Genomic DNA, 26374 nt, shown 5'->3' on the forward strand with positions numbered 1-26374 from the left:
AACCTCACTGCGCGCGGATGTTGGCCGCCTTCAGCACCGGCTCCCATTTGGTCGCCTCGGCGCGCATATGGGCGTCAAAGTCTTTGGCGGAGGAGCCGACCGGGGTTGCGCCGATCTTGCCGAGCGTCGACAGCACATTCGCATCCTGCAGCGCTGCCTTGAGATCGGTCTCGAGCTTTGCCACGATCTCGGGCGGCATCTTTGCCGGGCCGAGGACGCCCCACCAGACCGAGACGTCATAGCCGGATACGCCCGCTTCCGCGATCGTCGGAACGTTGGCCAGCGCTTTGGAGCGCTCGGCCGAGGTCACGGCGAGCGCACGCACCGGGCCGCCTTCGAGTTGGCCGATCGCTTCGGCGAGCGGATTGATGCTGAGCGGGATCTCGCCGGCGATCACCGCGGTCAGCGCCGGCGCGCCGCCCTTGTAGGGGATCGCGACGATCTTGGTGCCGGACATATATTTGAGCAACTCGCCAGCCAGATGCGCCGAGGTGCCGTTGCCTGACATGCCGTAGGAGAGCTTGTCCGGCTCCTTCTTCGCAGCAGCCAGGAGATCGCCGAGTGTCTTGTAGGGACTGTCCTTGGCCACGACGATCGCGAGCGGCGAGGAAGCGACCTCGGTGATTGCCGTGAAGTCCTTGAATGTGTCGTAAGGCACGCTCGGATAGATGAACTGGTTGAGGGGATGGCCGCTCGCGACCAGGATCAAAGTGTAGCCGTCGGGCGCGGCCTGCGTCAGCGCCTGCGAGGCGACGATGCCGCCGGCGCCGGGACGATTGTCGACCACCGGCTGCTGGCCCCAGGTCTTGGCCAGTGCCTGGCCCAGCGTGCGCGCGAGCACATCGACCGCGCCGCCGGCCGCGTAAGGCACCAGGATGTGAACCGGCTTGCTCGGATAATTGTCGGCCGCCTGAGCGGCGCCGCCGGCCAGCAGCAGACCGGCACCCAGTATCAGACCGCCAATTCTCTTGTTCAAACCCAGCATTTTCCCAGCACTCCTTGCGGGCGTTCGCGTCCTGGCGTCGGTCTTTCGAGCCGTCCGAAACGCCGCCCATGGTTTTTGTTGACGAGACCTGATCTTTTGTACGATAGTACAAATCACATGGTACGCAAGTCCACCAGCAAGGAAATGGCCCGCAAGCCGAACATGCGCGAGGCGATCCTCGCCGTGGCCGAGGAGCTGTTCGCGACCAACGGCTTCAATGCCGTCTCGGTGCGCGACATCGCGCACGCCGCCGGGGCCAATCCCGGCAGCGTGACCTATCATTTCAAGACCAAGGACGGTCTGCTGCTGGAGATCTACCGGCGCCATTGCGGGCCGATGAACCTGCGCCGTTCGGAGCTGCTCGCTGCCGCCAGGCGCGTGCGCGATCTCCAGGACCGGCTGGAGGCGATCGTGCGTGCCTATGTGGTCCCGGCCTTCACCTCGGGAAGTGATCTCGCCGGCGGCGGGGCGCGGTTCACGCGGCTGCGCGCCGTGATGTCGGCCGAAGGCAACGAGGTCGCGCGAAAAATCATCGCGCAGACATTCGACGACACCAGCCACGCCTTTATCGATGCGATCCACGAGAGCCTGCCGCATATCCCGCGCACCGATATCGTCTGGCGCAGCCACTTCCTGCTCGGCGCGCTCTATTATTCGCTGGTGACGCCGGACCGCGTCTCGCGCCTGTCGCGCGGCGAGGCCGACGGCGGCGATGCCGCCAGCGCGATCGAGCAACTGGTGCAGGCCACCGGTGCCGCATTCCAGGCGCCGCCGCTCGATCATGCCGCGCCGGCGCGGCGGCGGCCGGTCGTCAGCAGCAAGTCTTGAACGAGCGTCTCGCTTCGGCGGTTCACCTGATGACGATGATGTACATTCCGACCATTCCGCCGCCCGATGCGAATACGCGCACGCCGAAATTCACGCTCCCGAAGCTGTCGTGTGATGCGCATTGCCACATCTTCGGTCCCGGCGCGAAGTACCCTTACGCGCCCGGTCGCTCCTACACGCCCCCGGATGCCCCGCTGGAGGATTTCCGCGCGCTGCATGCCAAGCTCGGTGTCGAGCGCGCCGTCATCGTCAATGCCAGCGTGCACGGCACCGACAACACGGTGGCGCTCGATGCCATCGCGCAGAGCAACGGCGCCTACCGGGCCGTTGCCAATATCGACGACACCATCACCGAGCGCGGTCTTCGCGTGCTGCACGAGGGTGGCTTTCGTGGTTGCCGCTTCAATTTCGTCCGCCATCTTGGCGGCGTGCCTGACAAGGGTGTGTTCGATCGCGTCATCGCCATGGTGGCGCCGCTCGGCTGGCATATCGATCTGCATTTCGACGCGATCGACCTGCCTGACTATGCCGACATGCTGGCAAAACTGCCGCTGAGCTACACCATCGACCATATGGGACGGGTGAAGGCGTCCGAGGGGCTCGACCAGTTCCCGTTCAGGATCCTGATCGAGCTGATGCAGCGCGACGAGAAATGCTGGGTCAAGATCTGCGGCTCGGAGCGCGTGTCCTCGCGCGGTCCGCCGTTCACCGACGCGGTGCCGTTCGCCCGCAAGATCGTCGAAACCGCCTCGGATCGCGTCATCTGGGGCACGGACTGGCCGCATCCCAACGTCACGGCGATGCCGAATGACGGCGACCTCGTCGACCTCATTCCGCTGTTCGCGCCGGAGCCGGAGTTGCAGCAGAAGATCTTGGTCGACAATCCCGCACGCTTGTTCGAGTTCGACTGATGACGTTGCTCGGCCCACAAGCTGCGTGGGATGCATACGAACGAAAGGAGTGTCCCATGAAAACAGGACTTGTGATCACAGCCCATCCCGGCGATTTCGTCTGGCGCGCCGGCGGCGCCATCGCGCTGCATGCGAAGAAGGGCTATCGCATGAAGATCGTTTGCATGTCCTTCGGCGAGCGCGGCGAAAGCCAGTTCGCCTGGAAGGAAAAGGGCGCGACGCTGGAATCGGTCAAGGCCGGCCGCAAGGACGAGGCGGAGCGGGCGGCGAAGCTTTTGGGCGCCGAGATCGAGTTCTTCGACTGCGGCGACTATCCGTTGAAGCTCACCGAAGCGCATTTCGACCGCATGGTCGACATCTACCGCGAGCTCAACCCCAGCTTCGTGCTGACGCACGCGCTGGAAGACCCCTATAATTTCGACCATCCCAACGCGGCGCATTTCGCGCAGGAGACGCGTGTGGTCGCGCAGGCGATGGGCCACAAGCCCGGCGCGCAGTACAAATATTCGGCGCCGCCGGTGTTTCTGTTCGAGCCGCACCAGCCCGAGCAGTGCAATTACAAGCCCGATTTGCTCCTCAAGATCGACGAGGTCTGGAAGGAGAAGTACGAGGCGTTCCAGATCCTGGCCGCGCAGAAACATCTCTGGGGCTATTACGAGCGCGTCGCGCTCAATCGCGGCATTCAGGGCAGCCGCAACACCGGCGTGCCCATGACCTATGGCGAGGCCTATCAGCGCCTGTTTCCGACCGTCGCGGAGGAACTGGCATGAAGCCGGTCGTCGTTCGCAACATTGAGCGAGCCGATCCCGCCGGCATGGCGGAATACGGCGTCTCGACCGTGCACGAGGCCTATGGGCGCGTCGGCCTGATGAAACCTTACTTGCGGCCGGTCTGGTCGGGCGCGGCAATTGCGGGTCCTGCCGTCACCGTGCTGGCGCAGCCCGGCGACAATTGGATGATCCATGTCGCAGTCGAGCAATGCAGGAAGGGTGACATCCTCGTCGTCGGTTGCACCACCGACAATACCGACGGCATGTTCGGCGAACTGCTGGCGACCTCGCTGCAGGCGCGCGGCGTGCAGGGTCTGATCATCGACGCCGGCTGCCGCGACGTCAAAGCGCTGCACGAGATGAAGTTTCCGGTTTGGTCGCGCGCGGTCTCCGCCAAGGGCACGGTCAAGGCGACGCTCGGCTCGGTCAACATTCCCGTCGTCTGCGCCGGCGTCAATGTCGATCCCGGCGACATCGTCGTGGCCGATGACGATGGCGTCGTCGTGGTGCCCAAGCGCTATGCCGCCGAGGTCGCCGAGAAGGCGAAGAAGCGCAACGCGGACGAAGGCGGCAAGCGCAAGCGGCTTGCCTCTGGCGAGCTGGGTCTCGACATGTACAGCATGCGCGAGGCGCTGGCGAAGGCGGGTCTCGTCTATGCCGACAACGCCGAGGACGTCTAAGGCAACGGTGGGAGTGGGCGGATGAATCGCGTCAAGCTAAAGGCCGTGCTCGGCAGTCACCCCCACGTCCAGGCTGTGAAGAGTGGCGAGCTCCGCTCCGAACTCTTCGATCTCGACTTCGTCGAGCACACGCCCACCAACACCGCGTTCAAGCCGATGGTGCGGGAGCAGGCCTTCGACGTCTGCGAGATGGCGATCGTCACCTATCTGATGGCGAAGGCGCATGGCAAGCCGCTGGTGCTGTTGCCGGCGACCATGCTTGGCCGTTTCCAGCATTCCTATGCGCTCTACAATCCTGCACGGGGATTGCTCGGACCGTCCGATCTCGAAGGCAAGCGCGTCGGTATCCGCTCGTTCACGACGACGACAGGCGCCTGGATCAGGGGCATTCTCGCCAACGACTACGGCGTCAATCTCGACAAGATCCGCTGGATCACCTTCGAGGATCCGCATGTCGCCGAATATGTCGACACCACCGAGCGAGCGCCGAAAGACAAGAAGATCCTGCAGATGCTGCTCGACGGCGAGCTTGACGCTGTCCTCGGCGAGGCCTCCAACGATCCGAATCTGAAGCTGCTCTTCCCCGATCCGGCCGCGGAGGCCGCGAAATGGTACGGCCGCCGCGGTGTCGTGCCGGTCAACCATCTCGTGGTCGTGACTGAGAAATTCGCGAAATCGCGCCCCGACGCGGTCGCGGGCGTCTATGATCTGCTCAAGCGCAACAAAGAGCAGATGGGGCCTGCGGCCTCGCCGGATCTCGTCCCGTTCGGGGTAGAGGCAAACAGGAAGCCGCTCGAACTGATCGTCGACTACGCATTCCAGCAGGCGCTGATCCCGCGCCGCTATGCGGTCGAGGAGCTGTTCGACGAAACGACGCGGGGATTGAACTGATGGCGGATCCGAAGCGATGGCAGATCGGGCTGGAGGTCGGCCGGATTTTGGCCGAGGATTTGCGCCAGCAGGACATCAAAGTCGCGGCCTATGATATCAAGCTCGGAAGCGAGCAGGGCGCACCGCTGAAGGAGCATGCGGCGAAATTCGGCGTGACGCTCGCAGCCTCTCATGCCGAGTTGGCCGCGAAATGCGATTTCATCATCTCCGCGGTCACCGCCAGCCAGGCTGTGCCGGTGGCGAAGGCCTGTGCGGCTGCGATCAACCAGGGCACCTGGTTCCTCGACTTCAACTCGGCATCGCCCGGCGCCAAGCAGCGCGCGGCGGCAGTGATCGATGGCGGAGGCGGGCGCTATGTCGAGGGTGCGGTGATGACCTCGGTGCCGCCTTATCGCATCAAGGTGCCGCTGCTGCTCGGCGGTCCCGGCGCGAGGGAGCTGGAGCCGCTCCTGAACGCGATCGGCTTTGCGGCGAAGGTTGCGAGCGACAAGCTCGGCGTGGCCTCAGCGGTGAAGATGTGCCGCAGCACCATGATCAAGGGTCTGGAGGCGATGGTCATCGAGAGCTTCACCACCGCGCGCGCCTATGGGGTCGAGGATGCGGTGCTGGCCTCGCTCGCGGAGACGTTCCCTGCCATCAATTGGGAGGAGCAGGGCGCTTATTGTTTCCAGCGCGTGATCGAGCACGGTCGCCGCCGTGCCGAGGAAGTGCGTGAGGTCGCCGAGACCGTGCGCGAGGCCGGGCTGACGCCATGGTCCGCGGAGGGCACCGCCGAGCGTCAGGCATGGGTCGCCGATCTTGCCGATGAAGGGCTGTTTGGCGCCAGGGGCACCAAGGAGTTCGCTCGCAGCGATGATTGGCGGACCGAGGCAGACCGGATACTGGCGAAGATCAAGCGCTGACGTCGAACGCGTGCGTTCAGGTTAAGACCGCGCCGACGTCGCGATTGTTCGAGATCTCGTCGCGGGCGAGCTCGATCAGATCGACCAGGCTCTTGGCCTTGCGGACGATCTCCTCCCTGGCAGGCGCCGTGCGGAACTCCGTGAGGATCATGCGGATGCACTTGTCGGCGGTATCGAGCGTCAAGAGCGCGCGGGTCATGTCGGCTTGCGTGTGGATCGCCGAGATATCGAGGTCGGATAGAACTTCGCCGATTCCATTCAGCCGCTTGACGGCTGTTTCCGCGGGCGTGTTGGCCCGAATGGAGCGGTAATCGATGCTACTGAATGCGTTGGACATAATACATACTTCCCGACTGAACCCAGATGGCTCAGAGCGCCCCCTTAGTATGATCTGGGCGGCCTCTTGTTCAATGCGCACAGCTACGGTCCGGGATTCTACCGGACTCGGATTTGGGGCGGAATCGGCAGCAAAACCGGAGGAAGCGGTGCGATGATCAGCCGTGTCCCCGACGATTTTACCGTTGGAAATTCCGCCGGAAACCGTTCAGGGCCGGAACAGAGTGGGCCGCTGCCGCACAAAGGTCTGTCGGCCGCTCTTGAAGCCCATCACGATATCGGGCAGCTCGGCGATGGCGAAGCGGCTATCCTTTGTATCGAGTACGATGAGATCGGCGGGATTGCCGAGCTTGATACCGTAATCGTCGAGGTTCATCAGCCGCGCCGGCAGTTCGGTCACGAGATCGAGGCAGGTGTCGAAATCGGCGACCGAGGCGTGCGCGACATTGGCGTAGAAGTTTGCCATCCGCAGCAGCGAGGCGTCGCCGAACGGCGTGAAGGGATTGAGCACATTGTTGGTCGCGACGGAGCACACCACGCCGTCGCCCGCGAGCCTGTGGGCGAGTGTCAGCCCGCGTGGCGCGTTGTGGGTGGCGTCGCGTCCCATCAGATAGAGATCCGTCGCGGGCAGCACGGTGACGGCGATGCCGGCTGTTGCGAGTTGCGCAGTGGCAGCCTTCATCCGCTCCGGCGGCAGGGCCGAGAGTTTTGTCGCATGGCCGATCGCGACCCGTCCCTGATAGTTGCGCCGCTCGGTCTGCCGGCAGACGTCGTCGAGATGCCACCAGGAGGGATCGAGATCGAAATCCAGATGGAGGTCGACGTCGACGTCGAACTCCTGCGCGAGATCGAAGATGCGCTCGAGATGCGCATTCGGGTCGGTGTCGGTATAAGGACAGCCGCCGATCACGTCGCCGCCGTCACGCAAGGCCTGGACCAGCAGGTCCTCGGCTCCGGGGTCGTTGGTCAGGCCTTCCTGCGGGAAGACGCAGAGCGATAGGTCGATCGCCCAGGCGTAATCGCGCCGCAGCGCCTGCACCGCCTCGAAGCTCCGCAGGCCGATCCGTGGATCAATTTCCACATGCGTGCGTATGCGCGTCGTGCCGTGCATGATCGCGCGTTCAAGCACCTTGGCGCCGCGGGCGTAGACGTCCTGGACGGTGAAGTCGCGTTTCATGGCCGAGACGGCCCGGATGGCGTCACCGAGACTGCCGTGATTGTGCCCGCAGCGGTCGAGCAGGCAGGCCTTGTCGAGATGAATGTGGGTGTCGACGAAACCGGGCAGGGCCAGGTGCCCGCCGATATCCACCTCGACTGCTTCACAGGCGAGCTTCGGCTCGATCGCGGCGATCCGGCCGGCTTTCACGCCGATGTCGACGGGCGCGGCGAAGGATCGCAACAGCGCGTTACGGAAGATCAGGTCGAAGGCGGGCTCGGTGGTCATGGCTCTTGCGGACAGAATTTAGAGCAATCAACTGGGATCGGCGGCTCCAGATTGTCGGCAGTGTAGCCGGGCAAATGTTCAAAATATATGCATGGATTTTGCGAGACTGGCGCTAGTATTCCGCGAATCCCGGGAGAACCAGCCATGTCCGTTGCCGCAAGAGCCGAAGCCGCACCAATGTCCGACGCCGCGATCGTGGAGGCCTATCTCACGGCATCGATGATCCCGGATCCGGACGCTGCGGCGGCCTATATGGCGCCGGGTACGGTGATCACCTTCACCGGCGGGCGCGAGTTCGATCATCCGCGCGGCCCCACCGCCTTCAACGCCAAGCGCTACCGCTGGGTCAAGAAGAAGATGGACCGGTTCGATGTCTGCCCCGGCGACGGCGAGACCGTGGTCTACAGCGTCGGCACGCTCTACGGCGAATGGACGGATGGGACACCGTTCGAGGGCAACCGTTACGTCGACCGCTTCGTGGTGCGCAATGGCAAGATCACCAAGATGGACGTCTGGAACGACAGCGCCGAGCGCATCCTGGTCCAGCGCGGCATCGAGGCGTAACAGCTATCTCGCTGTTCGGGCGGGACCCTTTCGGCGCAAACGAACAGCCGCTCGCCGTATCGAAAGCTGTGATAGCTGATAGGCGCAGGCACGTCTGGCGGCTGGAGCACGCCTGCGCTATCAACTCCCGCGATCGCGCCCGGCATGGAGGCGCGAGCCCCTTAGGAGGAGCCGATGCGTTTACCCACCGTTCTCCTGGCCCTCACATGTCTTGCCGGCGCAGCCTCAGCCGAAGATCTGTCGGGCACGCTCCAGAAGGTCAAGGAGACCAAGAAAATCACGCTCGGCTATCAGGAGGCATCGGTCCCCTTCAGCTATCTGGACGGCAACCAGAAGCCGGTCGGCTTCGCCATGGACATCTGCCTCACGATCGTCGATGCCGTGAAAAAACAGCTCGATATGCCCGACATCGCCGTCGACACGCTCGCCGTGACCTCGTCGAACCGGATTCCCTTGATGGTCAACGGCACGCTCGATCTGCACTGTTCGGCGACCACGAACAACGCCGATCGCCAGAAGCAGGTCGCCTTCACCAACACGCATTTCCTCAGTGCGACGCGATTTGCAGCCAAGAAGGCCGCAAAGATCAACACCATCGACGATCTCAAGCGCAAGGCGGTCACGGCGGTGGCCGGCTCGGTCAACCTGACGCAGCTCGCCAAGGTCAATACGGAACGCAATCTCGGCATCAATGTGATGCCGGCCAAGGACCAGGCCGAAGCCTTCCTGCTGCTGGAAACCGACCGCGCCCAGGCCTACGCACTCGATGACGTGCAGCTGGCGGTTGCGATCGCGCGCTCCAAGGAGCCGCAAGCCTACATGATCAGCGAGGAGGCGTTCTCGAAGCCCGAGCCTTACGGTATCATGCTGCGGAGAGAGGACGCACCGTTCAAGGCGCTCGCCGATCGCGCCACGGCGGAGCTCTATGCAAGCCCGGAGATCGAGGTGCTCTACAAGAAATGGCTGCAATCGCCGACGCCGCCGAACGGTCTCAACTACAACGTCCCGATGTCGCCGGCCCTGCGCAACGCCTTCAAGAAGCCGAGCGCAAGCGCAGATCCCGATGTGTACGTGGTGAACTGAGGCGAGGGCGGCCTGCCGCACCGGGCGGCATGACGGTCGAGGTGCTGAACTAGGGCGCGCTCGGAAGCGCACCCAGGCGACGCGCGCGTTCCAACAGCCTGCATGCGTTGCGATAGGTCGGCACTTCCACCCACAGGCCATTCACCAGCGCGCGATCTTCGCCTCGGCTGCGTGCCGCGTCGAAGCCCGCGACGATTGCGTCGGCGTGCGCGATCTCGCCAGCTCCCGGCGTGAACACATCATTGAGGCACTTCGCATGCTCGGGCAGGACCAGGGATTTGCTACGGTAACCGAGGCGACGGGATAGAGTTGCCTCGCGAACGGCGCCCCCGACGTCGCTGAACGTATAGGGTGCATCGATCGGTTCGATGTTTGCTGCACGCGCTTCCACTATGAAGCGCCTTCGAGCATAGTCGAGCTCGAGGCCATCCGCGCCCCGCTCGGCACAGAGATCATTGGCCAGGTCCTCGGCTCCAAGGAGCGCACAACGAACGCGGCGGCTGGCCGCGGCCAGCGTGCGGACCTCGACAACACCCAACGCGGTTTCGCAGACGGGTAGGATTTCCGTGCTGCCTTTGTCGAGGCCGAGATGGCTTTCCCAATGCGAGATCGCTGCGTCCAGGGCATGCATTTGGGCCGCCCTGGCGCTCATGGGATAGGCGACGACATCGGGGCGCGCCGTCATGGCGGCCGCAAGATCCAGCAGCCCATCGGTCTCCAGGGCATTGATGCGGATGACGGCAAGGCGTTGCCGCCCGCGGCATTCCCTCACGAAACCGTCGAGCAGTCCGCGTGCCTCCCCGCGTCGTGCGGGAGGCGTAAAGTCCTCGAGATCTACGATGAGAGCATCCGCGTCGCTCTCCAGCATCTTCGCATGCGCAGCGCGATCCGCTCCGGGCCCGAAGAGCCAGGTGCGACGTATGTCGGGATCGGGAAGGGCCATCGAATTGCCTAAGCGTTCGAATATTTCTTCAGCTCGAACCGCGCGATCTGGTTTCTGTGAACCTCGTCCGGGCCGTCGGCAAGGCGCAGCAACCGCGCGGTGGCGTAGGCCTGGGTCAAACCGAAATCGTTCGAGGTGCCGCCGCCGCCATGGGCCTGGATCGCCCAGTCGATGACCTGGCAGGCCATGTTGGGCACGGCGACCTTGATCATGGCGATCTCCGCCTTCGCCACCTTGTTGCCGACCGTGTCCATCGCGTAGGCCGCGTTCAGCGTCAGCAGCCGGGCCTGCTCGATCATGATGCGGGCTTCCGCGATGCGCTCCTGCGTCACCGTCTGCTCGGAGACCGGCTTGCCGAAGGCGACGCGGTTGCGCACGCGGCGGCACATCTTCTCCAGCGTGCGCTCGGCTAGTCCAATCAGCCGCATGCAGTGGTGGATGCGGCCGGGACCGAGACGGCCCTGCGCGATCTCGAAACCGCGGCCCTCGCCGAGCAGCATATTTTCCTTCGGGACCCGGACATTGGTGAAGACGACCTCGGATGCGCGGTCGGGCACGCCGTAGAAGCCGAACACGGGCAGAGGGCGCTTGACCTCGATGCCTGATGTCTCCATCGGCACCAGGATCATGGATTGCTGCTTGTGCCGGTCGGGATTATCTGGATCGGTCTTGCCCATGAAGATGCAGATCCTGCAGCGGGGATCTGTCGCGTTGGTCGTGTACCATTTGCGCCCGTTGATCACGTAGTGGTCGCCGTCGCGCACGATCGAGCTCTCGATGTTGGTCGCATCGGATGATGCGACCGCAGGCTCGGTCATGGCGAAGCAGGAGCGGATCTCGCCTGATAGCAGCGGCTTCAGCCAGCGCTCCTTGTCCTTCTCGGTGCCGTAGCGCTCCAGCACTTCCATGTTGCCAGTATCGGGCGCCGAGCAGTTGAACACCTCCGGCGCGAGATGCGAGCGGCCCATCACCTCGCAGAGCGGGGCGTATTCGAGATTGGTCAGGCCTGCGCCATGGCCCGACTCCGGCAGGAATAGATTCCAGAGGCCTTCCGCGCGCGCCAGCGGCTTCAGCTCTTCGACGACGGGATAGACCTTCCAGGGTCCAAGCTCCTCCGCCTCGCGATAGAACCGCTCCTCGTTCGGATAGATGTGCCGGTCCATGAAGCTCTCGAGCTTGCGCTTGAGCTCGACGACTTTTGGCGACATCGGATAGAGCATCTCTGGTCTCCTTGATCGATCGGCGACAGGATCAGCCGATTTCGAGATAGTCCGGGCTGGGCAGTTTTGGGAATGGCGCGGTCGGCAGCGTCTGATACCAGAACGCGACCGAGGCGATGTCGTCCTGCAAGGGAAGGTACTTTCCGTCCTTCGCGCCCGGCAGCCAGCCTAACGCCTGGATCGTCACCCGCAAATCGGAGCGGAAGCGCACGGGATCGGGGATGTGCCAGCGATATAGGCCGAAGCGCTGCTGCGATTTGTAGACGCCGTCGGGGCGGATCACCTGCGGCAGGCCGGCATAGGGCGTGGTGAACTCCACGTAGCGGGATTGGCCCTGGCCGGCATGCGCGACATGGGGATCGAAATTGTAGGCGCCGCAAAAATAGTCCTCGGTGCCGGTGCCGCAAATCGTCGGGAATTCGCTATCGCCATCGATGAAGAACTTGATCTCGCCTTCGCCCCACCAGCCGTTGTTGTTGACGCCCCAGGCCATGTAGGTGCCGACATAGTGGCCGGCCCCGCTGATGCCGTCGAGGATGCCATAGACCTCCTTGTAAGGCAGTGGATTGGTCCGACGGAACTGCGCATGAAAATAGCCGCAGTCCTCGGGCACGTCGGTCAGGGCGTAGTTGATCTGGTAGTAGACCGTGAGCTGCTCCTCGCTGCGGTTCTCCAGCGTAAAGCGCGCACGCTTGCGGAACGGCATTTCCCAATAGCAGTTGAAAGCGCGGCCCGGGTTGACGCAAACGGCGAGCGAGGACACTTGCGCGAACTCTTCCCATCCGCAGGCGAAGAAATCTCCGGCCGGGCATTCGACGCTCGGTTGTTCCTGGTCGTCCCAGTAGATGCGCAGGATCGAGTGGCGCAGCCGCCCGCGCGCCAGCGTCATCCATATCTGCTGGATCGCGCCCTGACCTTGAATGTCGGCGAGCGTGAAGGTCGTACCCGGTTCGATGACGACATAGGGCGAGACCTTCCAGCCCTGTCCGAGATCGCGCGCCTGGCGCGCGGCGGGGCCGTCGACGGACATGCCGCCCTTGCCCTTCTCGCCGGTGAAGTTCTCGGGACTGATCGAGCGCGTCTGCGCATCCGACAGGCGCGATAGATTGCCGAGATGCAGGCCCAATCCGGAAAACGCCATGGTGTCCTCGATAAGGGATTAGCGACGTTTCGCTATATCGCCTTCAAATCTACCAAAAGATGAAGACGATCGCGCACGGAGAGGCCCGTGCGCGATCGCATAGGGTCACGCGACGCGGTATTCCCTGAACTTCTCGCGCAGGGCCGACTTCAGCACCTTGCCGGTCCCGGTCATCGGGAATTCGTCGAGGAATTCGACGGCATCCGGCATCCACCAGCTCGCGATCTTCGGGCGCATGTGGTCGAGCAGCGTCTTGCCGTCGACCGTCGCGCCCTTCTTGCGGACGACGAGGAGGAGAGGGCGCTCCTGCCATTTCTCGTGGTTGATCGCGACCACGGCGGCCTGCAGCACATCGGGATGGGACAAGGCAACGTCCTCGAGCTGGATCGAGGAGATCCATTCGCCGCCGGACTTGATCACGTCCTTGGAGCGGTCGGTCAGCGTGACGTGGCCTTGAGGATCGATCACGGCCATGTCGCCGGTGATCAGCCAACCGTCGCGGTCGAGGCCTTCGTCGAGCTTCATGTAGCCGGAGGCGACCCACGGCCCGCGGGCGCGCAGATGACCGACGGTCTTGCCGTCGCGCGGCAGCTCGCTGCCGGCATCGTCGACGATGCGTAAGGCGGTGCCGAAACAGGCGCGGCCGGAGACCTGGCGCCGGTCGAATGTCTCGCTCTCGCTGAGATGCTCCGAGCCCGGCCGCAGGCCCGGCATCGAGCAGCCCAGGGCCTCGGTCATGCCCCAGGCCTGGATGTAGTCGATGTCATAGTCGCGCTTCAGCTTCTCGATCATCGCGCGCGGCGGCGCCGAGCCCGACGACAATGTTGCGCGTAGCGTCGAGAATCTGTTGCCGGTGCGGCCGAGCCAGTCGAGCAGGATCAGCCAGAAGCTCGGCACGCCCGCCGATAGCGTCACCTTCTCGCCTTCGAGCAGTTCATAGAGCTTGTCCGGTTCGTAGTTGCGGCCGGGCAGCACCAGCTTCGAGCCGGTATAGGGCGCGGTAAACGGCATGTTCCAGCCGTTGCCGTGGAAGAGAGGCGCCATCGGCATCATCACCTCGCGCACGCCTTCGACATGTCCCGGCAGGAAGTCGAAATTGCAGCAGGTCATGGTCTGCAGGATAGCGGCGCGGTGCGAATAGATCACGCCCTTGGGATTGCCGGTCGTGCCCGAGGTGTAGCAGATGGTGGAGGCGGATTTTTCGTCGAATTCCGGCCAAGTGAAGCCGGCGTCGTTCTCGTTGTCCAGAAGCTCTTCGTAGCAATGCACGTTGGCAAGCTTGGTCTCAGGCATGCGCTCGCGCGAGGACATCACGACGTAAGCCTCGATCGTCTTGAGCTGCGGCGCGATCGCCTCGACGATCGGCAGCGTGGCGCGGTCGATGAACAGCAGGCGGTCTTCAGCGTGATTGATGATGTAGACCAGCTGTTCGGGAAACAGCCGCGGGTTGACGGTGTGCAGCACATAGCCCATGCCGGGGGCGGCATAGAACATCTCGAAATGACGATGCGTATTCCAGGCCAGCGTGCCGACGCGGTCGCCGCGATTCATGCCGAGCCGCTTCAACGCGAGCGCCATGCGCTTGATGCGTGGATGAGCGTCGGCATAGGTGTAGCGATGGATGTCGCCCTCGATCTCGCGCGCGACGATCTCGGCTTCGCCGTGATAGTCGGCGGCGTATTGGATCAGGCCGCTGATCAGAAGCGGCATGTCCATCATCAATCCCTGCATGGTCTCCTCCAGAGCCACGTCGTTGCGTGGCGTACGCTTGCGATTTGCGCTTGAGGTTAGCGGAACGTCGCCTGGCGTTCACGCAAAAAGATGAGACGTGATTGCAAGCGTCGCTTTTTCGGGGCTAACTGATCCGAGCTGCCGGCGAAGCAGCGCTCTCCGTGGAGGAAATGCATGTCAGCGGAAAGACACAAGACCGGTGCAGCCGGCGAACCTACGGTCGATATTGCAGCTCTCCGCGCGCGCTATCGCGACGAGCGCGACCGCCGTCTGCGTGCCGAGGGCAAGGCGCAGTATGTCGAGGTAGCAGGCGATTTCGGCCGCTACCTCGACGACCCCTGGGCCAATCCCGGGTTTGCGCGCGCAGCTGTCAGTGAAGAGACTGAAGTGCTCGTGGTCGGCGGCGGCTTTGGCGGGCTTCTCTGTGGCGCGCGCTTGCGCGAGGCCGGCATCGATGATTTCCGCATCGTGGAAAAGGCTGCCGACTTCGGCGGCACCTGGTACTGGAATCGCTATCCTGGAGCTGCCTGCGATACCGAGAGCTACATCTATCTGCCGCTGCTGGAAGAGACCGGCTACATGCCGGTGCGCAAATACGCCCGGGCCCCGGAGATCTACGAGCACTCCCGGCGCATCGGCCGTCATTTCGGTCTCTACGAGCGCGCGCTGTTTCAGACCGTCATCTCGCGGATGGTGTGGCAGGAGCAGTCAGCGCGCTGGCTGGTCGAGACCGATCGCGGCGATCGCATCCGCGCACGCTTCGTCATTCTAGCCGGAGGTCCGCTCAGCCGGCCGAAGCTGCCGGGCATACCCGGCATCGAGACCTTCAAGGGCCACAGCTTTCATACCAGTCGTTGGGATTACGGCTATACCGGCGGAAATGCGGATGGTGGTCTGGCCGGCCTTGCCGACAAGCGCGTCGGCATCATCGGCACCGGTGCCACCGCCGTGCAATGCGTGCCGCATCTCGGCCGTTCGGCGAAGGAGCTCTACGTCTTCCAGCGCACGCCGTCGGCGATCGGCGTGCGCGACGACCGGCCGACGGATCAAGGCTGGGCGCGGAGCCTCGAGCCCGGCTGGCAACGCGAGCGCATGGACAATTTTACGTCGGTGATATCAGGCGAGCCGTTCGAACGGGATCTGGTGCAGGACGGCTGGACCGGCCTGCTCGGCGAGATACTGCTGGCGCCGCGTCGTCAGCCGCAACCGGTGACCTCGATGGAGGAGGCGCTGAAGGTCATCGAGCAGGCCGACTACCGCAAGATGGAGGAGATCCGCGCCCGCGTCGATGCGGTCGTCAAGGACGAGGCGACCGCGGACGCGCTCAAGCCCTGGTACAAGGCGTTCTGCAAGCGGCCGTGCTTTCACGATGAATATCTCGACACCTTCAATCGTCCCAACGTGCATCTCGTCGACACCAGGGGGCAAGGCGTCGAGCGCATCACCGAGAACGCCGTCGTGGCTGGCGGCAAGGCCTACGAGCTCGACTGCCTGATCTACGCCAGCGGTTTTGAGGTCGGCACCGATTACGCCCGCCGCATGGGCTTTGAGGTCTATGGCCGTGATGGCGTCAGCCTGTCCGAGCGCTGGCAGGACGGCGTCAAGACGATGCATGGCTTCTACAGCCGCGGCTTCCCGAACTGCTTTCTGATCGTCACGGTGCAGGCTGGCCAGAGCGCCAACTTCCCGCACATCATCGACGAGCAATCGCAGCACATCGCCTATGTGATCGCCCAGGCGCGCAAGCGCAAAGCGCGGACGCTGGAGCCGACGGTCGCCGCCGTGAACGCCTGGGTCGAGGAGGTCGTCAAGGCCGCGGTCGGCCGGCAGGCCTATCTCGCCGAATGCACGCCCGGATACTACAACAACGAAGGCGTGTTCGATCCGATCGCGGCAAGAAACAGCCAATATTGGCGCGGGCCGGTGGCGTTCCTGCGGCTGCTCGACAAATGGCGGAAGGAAGGCAATCTGGAAGGCCTTGAATTGTCCTATGATCAGGCCATGGAGTCGGCGCCTTCGCACGGGTAGGATTGCGCCAGATCGGTACAGGACGGAGATTGGGTATGACCAGGGGCAGGGCTGTTGCGGGGGCGGTTTTTGGCGCGGTGGCGCTGCTTGGTTGCCTGGCCCCCACCGCCGAGGCCGCGCAGTGCGGCAGCTCGCCGGCCGGCTTTGAAGCTTGGAAGCGGGAATTCAGTGCGGAGGCGCAAGGCAAGGGCGTCGGCCAGACTGCGCTCGCGGCGCTGATGCAGACCAATTACGCCAGCGCCACCATCGCGGCCGACCGCGGCCAGCGCAGCTTCCAGCTCACGCTCGATCAGTTCCTCGCCAAGCGCGGCGCCACCACCATCGTTGCCAAGGGGCGGCAGCTTAAGCAATCGCAGGCTGCCTTGTTCGCCTCGATCCAGCAGCGCTATGGCGTCCCGCCCGGGCCCCTGATCGCGATCTGGGGCATGGAGACCGGCTTCGGCAGCCAGCGCGGCAACCAGAACATGCTGTCGTCGATCGCAACCCTTGCCTATGACTGCCGCCGTCCCGAATTCTTCACCGACCAGCTCTACGCCGCCCTGAAGCTGATCGACCGCGGCACGCTGTCGGGGGCGACCCGCGGCTCCATGCACGGCGAGGTCGGCCAGACCCAGTTCATGCCCAAGAATATCCTGGCATATGGCACCGGCAATCTCGAAGTTGCGGCCAATGCACTGAACTCGACGGCGAATTTCCTCAAAGGCCATGGCTGGCGCGCGGGAGCCGGGTACCAGCCGGGCGAGCCGAATTTCGCCGCCATCGAGGCCTGGAATGCCGCCGGCGTCTATCAGAAAGCCATCGCACTGATGGGCCGGCAGATCGACGAAGGCGGAGGGACCGCGGCCTCGCGTTAAATCGTTCAGCAAGGCGTGATGCGCCGGCATGAGAAAGTTGTTGCCATCGGGAACTGACGGCACGAGGTTTGCTTTGATCTGGTTCGGGGCTGGGCATGAGGAGACTCACCATGGCAACCCAAATCGTTTTGGATCAGACGGGCGACACGCGCCACGAGTTTGATCCTGGCAATGCCGAAGCGCTGGCGCGAGCCGAACGGCGCTTTCGGGAGCTGACCGGAGCCGGCTTCACCGCCGCGCTGCGGACCGGGCCGGGCGAGGTGACCCGTATCCGATCGTTCGATCCGACCGCGCAGGAAACGCTGTTCTATCCCCGTCTGGTCGGCGGTTGATCTGAGCTGCTCATGATCGCGGCAGTTTGGCTCCGCGCCCCGGCGCGTGCGCGCCTGCATGCGCTGCGCGAACTCTATCGGCGCTTCTTCGGCGAGAACACGCCGGATGCCCGCGGCCGCCGGCTGCTCTTCGAATGGCTCTCGCCCGCACAACGCGCGCAATTCGAGGAGCACCGGTATTTCGACGTTGTCGGCTGCGACACGGGAAAGGCTTATCGCATTCACTACGGCACCGCCGCCAACGTCCACGAAATCGACGGTGAAGGCCGGGCGACGATGGGATGGTGCTTCGTCCCGTCAGGCTTCCTGGTGCCCGGCGACGTCATGCTGGCGCAAAAGATTGCGCTCGAGACCGACGAAAGGGGCGCACTGGCGCTCGCCAACCGGTTTCCGCCGGCTACCCATTCGGAGCATTTTTACCGGCGGCCGTTCTAGCGCCGGAAATGGCGGAGCGCTCAGTAGTGCGTCGTGCGGTAGGCATCCAACGCATGCGCCGCGAAGACGCCGACGCTGCAAAGGGCGAGCAGGGCGGAGATCAGCTCGATCATAGCTCGTCCTCCCGCGCTGGTTGGCCAACGAGGTTCTGGCAGCAGGAATATTCGTAGATCAGGTCGAGGAAGAATTGCATGGTGGCCGTCCCTGTATTTATTTTGACAACCACTTAACCGGCGATCTGTTTCAGGCGTGTTTCGTCGCATCGGGAATGCGGTTTCGCGGGGGAACCCCCGGGGTGGGTTTGTGCACTGCGGGCCCGCCAAATGCCGCGGCGGGATAGGACCCTGGCACCTCTTGCAGCCGGCGCCGGCCCTTGCGGGTCTCCCGCAGAGGTGGTCATCTCGGCCCGGGGAACGCGCTGGAGGCTGACATGAAACGATTCCTTCTTGCCGTTTTGCTGGCCGCGGTCGCCCAAGGCGCCGGGCCGGCGCTTGCGCAACAATCCAAGGTCGCCGACTGGACCATCGAGAAGCGTACGCAGGATACGCACTGCAATGCGAGCCGTGGCGACAAGGACAAGGATGACGAGAACCGCGACTACGTCATCGTGATCACCTATTCCGAGAAGGCGATCGTGATCGTGATGATCTACGATGGCTGGGAATGGGAGAAGGTCGGCGAGATCCTTCGGGCTGATGTCGGCACTGACGATGCGGACATCATGAAAAAGGCAAAGTGGGAGGTCATGGACAAGACCACCGTGCGCGGCATCTTCGAGTACGACCAGTCGATGATGGATCGCCTGTCGAAGGCCAAGCGCCTCACGCTCGATTTCGAGGACGATGACGACGACAGTATCGAGATGCAGATGCCGCGTGCCGGCGAAGCGCTGGCGGCGTTGAAGTTCTGCGAGGAGAACCGGAAATAGATTGCCGATGCCGGCTTTGAAGCCGACAGGGCGACGGCAATGAGCGGGTTGCAACGAACGGGCGCGTGACTCATCGCACACAGTCCGCGCGCTGTTCGCATTTATCCTAGTCTTTGGCGAAACAGTCCAAGCCGCACCCTGCGGTTGACGTTACGCAAGGACGATGTTCGATATTCCAGCATCTGGCTGCAACGTTTTTTCCTCGTCGAAGGCGGCAATTGACCGGCCCGTCTTCTCCGCCGGTTCCCGGATCGCGAGTTCTCCCCCTCGCGCGGGCCACACGCCGATTGCGTCGTCCGTCCGATGACGATCCACCAGGCAAATCGGTTCTCGTCCCTCATCGGCGAGATTTACGATGCGGCGGTCGATCCCGCGCTGCGTAGCAGCGCACTGGAACAGGTTTCGCATTTCGTCGGCGGCTGCGCCGCGATGATCCTGTCCAGGGATTCTGCGCGGCTTTCGATCGAGATTCACCAGCATTTTGGAATCGATGCCCACTTCCGTCAGCTTTATCGTGACCGGTACGTGGAGTTCGACCCTCTGCTCGATCGTCACCTCACTCTCGCCCCCGAACAGACGATCGGCGTGACCGATATCATGCCCCATGCGCATTTTCTGGAGACGAGTTTCTATCGCGAGTGGGTGGAACCGCAAGGGGCGGTAGACCTTGCGACGATCGCGCTCGAGAAGACGCGCGCCCGCACCACGATCCTGCAGGTGTTGCGCCATCGCTCCCGCGGAACCGTCGACGACGTGATGCGTGAGCGCATGCGGCTGCTTGCTCCGCACATCCAGCGGTCGCAGATCATGGGTCGGCAGATCAGGGCCCGTTCCCATACAGTGGATGACCTGGCCGATGTCCTCGACGGACTGAACACGGCGATCTGTCTGCTCGACGCAGGCGGCCGGGTCGTCCATGCCAACGCCGCATGCCGCCAGTTGTTCGCCGATGCCAATCTGCTCGCGATGGTTGGCGACCGGATCGTGGCGCGCAACACCCAGACCGACAAGATATTCCGCGGCCTGTGCGAAATCGATGGAAGCACTCGTCGTCAGATCCAGCTTGCGACGTCGGCTGATGGGCAGCATTATCTGGTCCATGCCTTTCCTCTGAAGCGGGATCGCAGCCCGCCACGGGACATCGCAGCCACGATGCTCTTCGTTCAAAGAGCCTCCATGCTGCCATTGCTCGCAGCCGACGCGATCGCAGCGGCCTTCAGGCTGACGCCGTCCGAATTGCGCGTGCTGATGGCAATCATCGAGATCGGCGGCGTTCCCGACATCGCTGCAAAGCTCGGCATTGCCGAGACGACGGTGAAAACGCATCTCGGCCGCTTGTTCGAGAAAACGGGTGCTGGCAGGCAGGCCGATCTGGTGAAGATCGCCGCCGGCTTTGCCGTGCCATTCGCGCGGCGAACGAATGGCGATGACGGAGCCAGGTAGTTCGTTCTCACATGGCTCGTTATTCCATGCCGCGCTCTCAATCCATTGTGATGAGCCGAGCTCGCGGGTCCTCCGAACGCAGGACGCGAGTCATCTAGGACTTTCGTATATCGCGCTTGTGAAAAGAAGAGCAGCGTGCGCCGCACGGACATGCCGCGACGGCATTGAACGCGCGTGTGAGGAAACGACAGCGTATGGCCGGCCTGCTCGTCGGTTGGAGAGATTGCAGTGAGCAGCATGGTTGATTTTTCCGTTCTCAATGTTTCAACGAACGACATTCCCGAGGGTGACCGCATCCCGATGCTTCGCGATTTCTATTGTCGCGGAGTATTGAAGGCCGAGGTCGAGGCAAGGGAAGGAAAGCCGGCCGCGGCGAGCTTCACGTCCCACGTCCTGCCGGAAGCCCAATTGTTGATCGGAGGATTGCGCGGAGCGCGGGTCATTCGCACCAAGCACCTGGTGGCCGATGGCGACGACAGTCTCGCCCTGATCGTGAACCGGTCCGGCGTTCTCGGAATATCCGAGCGAGGGCACGATCTGAGGCTCCATGCAGGAGAGGCGGTCCTGACGAGCGCGGAAGACGTCACGACGTTCGAGCGGTTGTCATTGGGCAGCTGCTTCTCGCTGCGTGTGCCGAGGCGGGTGCTGGCGCCGATGATCGTGGACGTCGACGATGCCGTGATGCGCGTCATGCCGGAAGGTTCCGCCGGACTCGGGCTGCTGGTCGACTACGCGGTGACGCTGGTGCGGGAGAAGGCGTTCGCGACGCCCGAGCTCCGGCAGCTCGGGGTCGGACACCTGCATGATCTGCTGGCGCTCGTCCTCGGTGCGACCGGTGAGACGCGAGAACTGGCCGGACGGCGCGGCGTCAAGGCGGCCCGGCTCCAGAAGGCGAAAGTCTCCATTGCCAACAATTGCTGGCGGCAGGACCTCTCGGTGGCGACGGTTGCCCAGGAGCTTGGCGTGACGCCGCGCTATCTCCAGCGCCTGTTCGAAGCCGGCGGCAAGACGTTCTCCTCCTTTCTGACCGAACAACGCGTCAAGCGCGCCCATCGCATGCTGCGGGAACCCGGATATGCCGAGCGCACCGTGAGCTCGATCGCCTACGACGTCGGCTTCGGCGATCTCTCCTATTTCAACCGCTGCTTTCGGCGGACCTATAACGCGACGCCGAGCGATGTCAGGAGCGGCGAGGTGGCGTGACCGCGTTCGACCAGATTTCAATTCAAATCTCGATTTTAGGGGCGGCGCGGGCGTGCGCTGTCAGTAGTTGGAGTGTTGCATGCGCCGCTTTTTCTTTGACCTGTTGGTCGGCAATGTCGTGAAGATCGATCCGGGCGGCATGATTTTCGAGCAATCCAACGCGACGTTCGTCGTTGCCGACGAGATGGCCAGACATCTGTTCGTCTGGCGCGACGACCTGCGCGATCGCGACGCCTGGATCCGCGTCCGCGACAATAGCGGGCGCGAAATCTATCGCGCCGAGGTCTGGTCCGAGAGTGCGGAGAAGGTCGGCTGGGACCAGGCATAAGCGCCCCGGCGACAATGTCACAACTTTGCATCAGTGCGCGGCGAAACGGCATCGGGTCGTTCTGATCCGAGACCCGGTCGTATCAGTCCAAGTCGGATGCGACGGGCTTTTCTACCTTGGCGTTCAGCGAATCCAATTCGTGTTAGCCGGCGTCCTCCGATCGGAGGAGGCCGGGGGCAATGTGCCTGTGGGCCGCGAGGCGAAATGACGGCGACCGAGGAAGTGAAAATGAATGCGACGGGTCGGGACAGCATTAGGCGATGGCGTTTCGTGTGGCGACCGATACGACTTCTTGCACCGGCGCTGCTGATGACGCCGTTGCTCGTGGTCGACCGGGCCGAGGCTGCATGCACGCCGACGGCGCCGGTGAACAATGCGACCGTCAACTGCACCGGGACGACGACTAACGCCAATGGGACGAATGGCTATGGCACAGCCGCAGACGTTGGCAATACCTACAACATCGACGCAGGGGGGAGCCTGAACGGTACGGGCACGGGACTTGTGTTCGACAGCGGCACGGTGAACAATCTCGGTTCGATCCAGGGAAGTGACGTCGCAGTTCGGGCAAGCAGCAACGCGGTAATCAATAATCTCGGGGCTTCATCCCAGATCTTCTCCAATGCCGACAATGCCTCGGCGATTGCAGGACAGGAGCTGCATATCCGCAACGAGGGCCACATCGTTGTAACCGGGGTAGACGGCATCGGCATCAAGGCAGGAGGCAGCGACAGAAGTGAGCTCATCAACACAGGCTCGATCGACGCGGCTAAATTTGCCGTCCTTAGTAACGGAGGTCTCACGGTCACGAATTCCGGCGGCATTCGTGCTCTTGTTCCGGGCGGATTCGCGATCGACAGCATCTTCCTGACCGTCGCCAACAGCGGTGTGATCGCCGGCGGGTTCACCGCGATTGGCGCCAACACCCTAAATCTCACGAACGGCTTAACGGGTCAGATCGTGCAGCTTGACGCGAACGGAGCCGCCATATTGGGGATAAGCCTCAATGGCTCGAACGCCGGGCAGATCATTGCGCAGGGGGCGAACAGTCGGGGCATTAGCATCGGCGTAATCACCTTCGACAATTCCGGCCTGGTTCAAGGAGACTCGAGGGGCATCGACGCCAGTGATGCCGCGATTACGAACTCTGGAACAATCGTCGCAGCGGGCGCAACAGGCATAGCCATTCTCAGCACCGCCGCCAGAATTCAGAATACAGGACAATCTCCGGCTTCCAGGCGATTTCCGTTGTCGACAGGTTATCGGTCTCGAACTCAGGCACGATCTCCGGCGGCAATCTCGGAATAATTGCCAGCGATGCCACCGTCAGGAATTCCGGCCTGATCGAAGCGTCGGGTGCCGGGTTTGCAATAGCTACAATACGCGGGATTGATCTGGACAATTCCGGAACGATCAGAGCTGGCGGGGGATCGGTCGGCATTCAAATCGGCAGAGGCGGAACGATCGTCAATTCAGGGAGCATCGCGGCAGACGGGGCGGCAATACTGCACTTCGCCAGCACGGATGCAGCCTTGGCGATCGCGAACACGGCGTCAGGCAGTATCATCGGCGGTTCCGGAATAGTGTCAGCCGGATCGCTGAACATCGTCAATGCCGGCACGATTCGAGGGAATGTTCCCGGCGGCGTCGCCGTGAGTGCGAATTTCGTCAACCTCAACAATGGTGGCTCCATCGCCGGCACCTTGGGAATCCAGTCGGGTGGCGCCGCCAACATCACGAACTCCGGAACGATCACCGGCACCGGCGGCACGGCGATGAAGCTGTCGAGCGATGCCGACATCCTGACATTGCTGCCGGGTTCGAAGATCAACGGTGTCGTCGATTTCGGGTTCGGGGCCGACGTAGTCAATGTTAACCTCGTCGCGCCGGCGACGCGGGTGTCGTCGCTGACGACGATCTCGTTGCCGACCTTCATCAACTTCAATGGCACCATCAACACCAGCGTGTCGGGCGGTCGTTTCAACGGTCCGTCGGTCGTCTCCGGCACCACGCTCGCAACCCTCGATCCCACCGCGCTGGCGCTGACCGATCGTACGCTGATGGATTTTACGGGCGGCGTCTCCTCGCTGGTGCAGGGCCGCTTGAGCGGCGGCGCGGTGCCGGTCGGAAGCAACATGATGGCGATGGCCTATGCGCCCGAGACGGCGCAGGCCGGTCCCTTCTCCAAGGCGCCGCGCAGCCTGTGGACCGATCCAGCCCCGATCACGGTCTGGGCCAACAGCTTTGGCGGCCAGCGCATCCAGGACGAGACCGCCTCGACGTTGCGCGCGACCTCGACCGCCTGGGGCGGAGCGATCGGCATCGACCGCAAGGTGCGGCCGGACTGGCTGGTCGGCGCCTTCCTCGGCGGCGGGCAGGGCGGCCTCTCGGTCGACCTCAACTCGCAGTCGGTCGACACCAATTACGTGTTCGCCGGCGCCTACAGCCGCTTCGAGTGGGCCTCACAGGTCTTCGACTTCACGATCCAGGGCGGCAATGCCGACAACAGGTCGCGCCGTCTGGTGCTGAACAATGCCGCGGTCGGCGGCATGGAGACGGCGAGGGCGAATTACAGCGGCTGGTACATCAGCCCGGAAGTCGCCTACGGCTACAGGCTCAACATCGGCAACGGCTATGTGCTGACGCCGACGGCGCGGTTGCGATATGTCGCCGGCCGGTTCGACGGCTACAGCGAGACCGGGTCGGCGCAAGGCCTGTCGGTCGGCGGCCGCACGCTGCAGGACTTTGAGGAGCGCGGCGAGGTGGACCTCTCGCGTGTCACCAGTCTCGCCGGCGGCGAGCTCAAGGCCAACATCCATGGCGGCGTGATCGCGCTCCAGCGCGTCGGCGACGCCACCATCAACACGGCGCTGCTCGGACAGAACCTGTCGTTCGTCACGCCCGGCAGCCGCAGCACTGTCGGCGCGGTGGTCGGCCTCGGCTTCGACTACCGCACCAGCCGCAACGTGTCCGTGTTCGGCGCGGTCGAGGGCATGATGATGTCCGACCAGAGCCGCACCGGCACCGCGAAAGGCGGCGTTCGCGTCGCGTTCTGAGCCGGCATCAGCCCTGGCGGTTCGAACACGACGCCCGCCGGCCGGGTGCCATCCGCCCGGCCGGCGCCTCCTCCGATCGGAGGATGTCGCATGCTACGGTTGTGTTATTCTCGCCGGCATTGATCATTCAGTGCCATTTTGAGCCATGCACAGACCGCAGAAACTGCCAGACCTCGTCGAATCCATCTACGATGCCGGGCTCGATCCCTCGCTGTGGAATAACGTCGTGGCCGGCATCCGGGATTTCGTCGGTGGCCAGGCCTGCGGATTGTTTTCGAAGGACTCGATCAGCAAATCCGGTGTCACGCATTACTATTGCGGAGCGGACCCGCACTACATCCAGCTCTATTCCGAGACCCATTCGAAGTTCGATCCGCTGACTGTCCTGCCGCCACACGGCCAGATTGTAAGCATTCCGGACCTCGTCGATTTCGGGGAATATCGCAAGGGACGCTTCTACCAGGAATGGATGCAGCCGCAGGGCTGCAGCGATGCGGCCAATGTCGTGCTCGAGATGTCGAATGCGAGCTGCCCCGTGATGATGACCGTGCTGTCGGGCCGCCGCATGGTCGATCGAGGCATGAAGCAGCGCCTCTCGCTCCTTGTGCCGCACGCCAGCCGCGCGCTCCTCATCAACCGCGCCATGACCGCGCAACTGACGCTGGCGACGGCACTGGCTGATGTCCTCGACAATCTGACGGCCGGAATCTTCCTGCTCGATGTCTTCTGCCGCCTGGTGCATGCAAATTCGGCCGGTCACGCCTTGCTCGCTGCCGACGACGTCGTTCGGTCTGTTGCCGGACAGCTCGTGACCTGCAGCACTGAAGCCAATCAGACGCTTCGCGACGCGCTTGCGGGCCGCCGCGACGGTACGCTGCTTGCCGCAGGCGGCCATGCTATGCCGCTGCTGTCACCCACGGGCGAGCGCTATGTCGCTCATCTGCTGCCGTTGTCCTCCGTGCTGCGCAATGGCAGCGAGCGCGTCGTCGATGCCGCCGGTGCGCTGCTTGTGCGCAAGGTGTCGCTCGATGGACGATCCTGTGGCGAATTGATCGCGCGGACGTTCGATTTGACGCCGGCAGAGCTCCGCGTGTTCCTGTCGATCGTCGAAATCGGCGGTGTCCCGGAGACGGCGGCCGCGCTGGGCATAGCAGAAACGACGGCGAAGACGCATCTGCATCGCGTCTTCGCCAAGACCGGCGTGCGCCGGCAGGCCGATCTCGTCAAGCTCGGGGCGGGATTTGCCAATCCGCTCGTCCACTGACCGGTAGATCGCTCTCGGCGTTGAACCTTTTGCTTCGGCGGCAGACTCACAGAAGCCGCCGGGCGAAGAACATT

At 63.5% G+C, this 26374-nt stretch carries 26 protein-coding genes; 19 read left to right on the plus strand and 7 right to left on the minus strand.

Annotated features, from left to right (window positions below; all coding sequences use genetic code 11):
- Nucleotides 1-4: 4 nt before the first annotated feature.
- On the minus strand, nt 5-985 hold the full coding sequence (locus tag IVA81_RS04465; protein WP_247312798.1) for a tripartite tricarboxylate transporter substrate binding protein: 981 nt from the start codon (nt 983-985) through the stop codon (nt 5-7).
- A 117-nt stretch (nt 986-1102) separates the two neighbouring features.
- Between IVA81_RS04465 and IVA81_RS04470 the strand changes: the two genes are divergently transcribed.
- From IVA81_RS04470 to IVA81_RS04495, 6 genes are read left to right on the plus strand one after another with little or no spacing between them, the layout of a single operon-like run.
- Nucleotides 1103-1813 (plus strand): TetR/AcrR family transcriptional regulator, encoded by a 711-nt coding sequence (locus tag IVA81_RS04470; RefSeq protein WP_247312802.1) that lies wholly within the window; start codon nt 1103-1105, stop codon nt 1811-1813.
- 29 nt (nt 1814-1842) lie between these two features.
- Nucleotides 1843-2724 (plus strand): amidohydrolase family protein, encoded by an 882-nt coding sequence (locus IVA81_RS04475; protein WP_247313326.1) that lies wholly within the window; start codon nt 1843-1845, stop codon nt 2722-2724.
- A 56-nt stretch (nt 2725-2780) separates the two neighbouring features.
- Nucleotides 2781-3494 (plus strand): PIG-L deacetylase family protein, encoded by a 714-nt coding sequence (locus IVA81_RS04480; RefSeq protein ID WP_027517331.1) that lies wholly within the window; start codon nt 2781-2783, stop codon nt 3492-3494.
- Complete coding sequence (locus IVA81_RS04485; protein WP_247312805.1) at nt 3491-4174, plus strand: 4-carboxy-4-hydroxy-2-oxoadipate aldolase/oxaloacetate decarboxylase; 684 nt, start codon at nt 3491-3493, stop codon at nt 4172-4174. Before IVA81_RS04480 ends, IVA81_RS04485 begins: the two co-directional genes overlap by 4 nt.
- Nucleotides 4175-4195: 21 nt before the next feature.
- Nucleotides 4196-5065 (plus strand): hypothetical protein, encoded by an 870-nt coding sequence (locus IVA81_RS04490; RefSeq protein WP_247312808.1) that lies wholly within the window; start codon nt 4196-4198, stop codon nt 5063-5065.
- Nucleotides 5062-5967, plus strand: coding sequence for an NAD(P)-dependent oxidoreductase (locus tag IVA81_RS04495; protein ID WP_247313327.1), 906 nt, complete (start codon nt 5062-5064; stop codon nt 5965-5967). The genes IVA81_RS04490 and IVA81_RS04495 overlap by 4 nt, the downstream gene beginning before the upstream one ends.
- A gap of 16 nt (nt 5968-5983) precedes the next feature.
- Here IVA81_RS04495 and IVA81_RS04500 read toward each other — a convergent pair whose 3' ends face one another.
- Nucleotides 5984-6304 (minus strand): hypothetical protein, encoded by a 321-nt coding sequence (locus IVA81_RS04500; RefSeq protein WP_247312811.1) that lies wholly within the window; start codon nt 6302-6304, stop codon nt 5984-5986.
- A gap of 207 nt (nt 6305-6511) precedes the next feature.
- Entirely contained in the window at nt 6512-7747 is a 1236-nt protein-coding gene (locus IVA81_RS04505) for an amidohydrolase family protein (RefSeq protein ID WP_247312814.1), read from the minus strand.
- A gap of 144 nt (nt 7748-7891) precedes the next feature.
- Here IVA81_RS04505 and IVA81_RS04510 point away from each other — a divergent pair, with 144 nt between their 5' ends.
- Both IVA81_RS04510 and IVA81_RS04515 read left to right on the plus strand, forming a co-directional pair.
- Nucleotides 7892-8311: a nuclear transport factor 2 family protein gene (locus tag IVA81_RS04510; RefSeq protein WP_247312817.1), complete on the plus strand. Its 420-nt coding sequence runs from the start codon at nt 7892-7894 to the stop codon at nt 8309-8311.
- Nucleotides 8312-8485: 174 nt separating this feature from the next.
- Nucleotides 8486-9394 carry an amino acid ABC transporter substrate-binding protein gene (locus tag IVA81_RS04515; RefSeq protein ID WP_247312820.1) on the plus strand — a complete coding sequence of 303 codons (909 nt, stop codon included), beginning with the start codon at nt 8486-8488 and terminating at the stop codon, nt 9392-9394.
- Nucleotides 9395-9443: 49 nt separating this feature from the next.
- On the opposite strand, the gene IVA81_RS04520 is transcribed toward IVA81_RS04515, so the two are convergent.
- The 4 genes from IVA81_RS04520 to IVA81_RS04535 form a co-directional block, all read right to left on the minus strand.
- Nucleotides 9444-10337, minus strand: coding sequence for a CoA ester lyase (locus tag IVA81_RS04520; RefSeq protein WP_247312823.1), 894 nt, complete (start codon nt 10335-10337; stop codon nt 9444-9446).
- An 8-nt stretch (nt 10338-10345) separates the two neighbouring features.
- Nucleotides 10346-11557 (minus strand): acyl-CoA dehydrogenase family protein, encoded by a 1212-nt coding sequence (locus tag IVA81_RS04525; RefSeq protein WP_247312825.1) that lies wholly within the window; start codon nt 11555-11557, stop codon nt 10346-10348.
- A 31-nt stretch (nt 11558-11588) separates the two neighbouring features.
- Nucleotides 11589-12698 carry a glycoside hydrolase family 172 protein gene (locus IVA81_RS04530; protein ID WP_247312829.1) on the minus strand — a complete coding sequence of 370 codons (1110 nt, stop codon included), beginning with the start codon at nt 12696-12698 and terminating at the stop codon, nt 11589-11591.
- A 105-nt stretch (nt 12699-12803) separates the two neighbouring features.
- Nucleotides 12804-14429, minus strand: coding sequence for a long-chain fatty acid--CoA ligase (locus IVA81_RS04535; RefSeq protein WP_247312832.1), 1626 nt, complete (start codon nt 14427-14429; stop codon nt 12804-12806).
- 174 nt (nt 14430-14603) lie between these two features.
- Here IVA81_RS04535 and IVA81_RS04540 point away from each other — a divergent pair, with 174 nt between their 5' ends.
- The 11 genes from IVA81_RS04540 (at nt 14604) to IVA81_RS04590 (ending at nt 26300) form a co-directional block, all read left to right on the plus strand.
- Nucleotides 14604-16457, plus strand: coding sequence for an NAD(P)/FAD-dependent oxidoreductase (locus IVA81_RS04540; RefSeq protein WP_247312835.1), 1854 nt, complete (start codon nt 14604-14606; stop codon nt 16455-16457).
- Nucleotides 16458-16492: 35 nt separating this feature from the next.
- On the plus strand, nt 16493-17311 hold the full coding sequence (locus IVA81_RS04545) for a lytic murein transglycosylase (protein ID WP_247312838.1): 819 nt from the start codon (nt 16493-16495) through the stop codon (nt 17309-17311).
- Nucleotides 17312-17421: 110 nt separating this feature from the next.
- Nucleotides 17422-17643, plus strand: coding sequence for a hypothetical protein (locus IVA81_RS04550; protein ID WP_247312841.1), 222 nt, complete (start codon nt 17422-17424; stop codon nt 17641-17643).
- Between the two features lie 12 nt (nt 17644-17655).
- Nucleotides 17656-18078 carry a hypothetical protein gene (locus tag IVA81_RS04555; protein ID WP_247312844.1) on the plus strand — a complete coding sequence of 141 codons (423 nt, stop codon included), beginning with the start codon at nt 17656-17658 and terminating at the stop codon, nt 18076-18078.
- Between the two features lie 430 nt (nt 18079-18508).
- The gene (locus IVA81_RS04560; RefSeq protein WP_247312847.1) at nt 18509-19006 is read left to right on the plus strand and encodes a hypothetical protein; all 498 of its coding nucleotides are present in this window, start codon (nt 18509-18511) and stop codon (nt 19004-19006) included.
- A gap of 303 nt (nt 19007-19309) precedes the next feature.
- Nucleotides 19310-20449, plus strand: coding sequence for a helix-turn-helix transcriptional regulator (locus tag IVA81_RS04565; protein ID WP_247312849.1), 1140 nt, complete (start codon nt 19310-19312; stop codon nt 20447-20449).
- 237 nt (nt 20450-20686) lie between these two features.
- A complete protein-coding gene (locus IVA81_RS04570; protein ID WP_247313329.1) occupies nt 20687-21652 on the plus strand; it encodes a helix-turn-helix transcriptional regulator in 966 nt (321 codons plus the stop codon).
- A 79-nt stretch (nt 21653-21731) separates the two neighbouring features.
- The gene (locus tag IVA81_RS04575) at nt 21732-21980 is read left to right on the plus strand and encodes a hypothetical protein (protein WP_247312852.1); all 249 of its coding nucleotides are present in this window, start codon (nt 21732-21734) and stop codon (nt 21978-21980) included.
- A 204-nt stretch (nt 21981-22184) separates the two neighbouring features.
- Nucleotides 22185-23288 (plus strand): hypothetical protein, encoded by a 1104-nt coding sequence (locus tag IVA81_RS04580; RefSeq protein ID WP_247312855.1) that lies wholly within the window; start codon nt 22185-22187, stop codon nt 23286-23288.
- 224 nt (nt 23289-23512) lie between these two features.
- Nucleotides 23513-25036 (plus strand): autotransporter outer membrane beta-barrel domain-containing protein, encoded by a 1524-nt coding sequence (locus IVA81_RS04585; RefSeq protein ID WP_247312858.1) that lies wholly within the window; start codon nt 23513-23515, stop codon nt 25034-25036.
- A gap of 145 nt (nt 25037-25181) precedes the next feature.
- Nucleotides 25182-26300 (plus strand): helix-turn-helix transcriptional regulator, encoded by a 1119-nt coding sequence (locus IVA81_RS04590; protein WP_247312861.1) that lies wholly within the window; start codon nt 25182-25184, stop codon nt 26298-26300.
- Nucleotides 26301-26374: the final 74 nt, after the last annotated feature.

Source organism: Bradyrhizobium sp. 141, from assembly GCF_023074055.1.
Classification (GTDB): Bacteria; Pseudomonadota; Alphaproteobacteria; order Rhizobiales; family Xanthobacteraceae; genus Bradyrhizobium.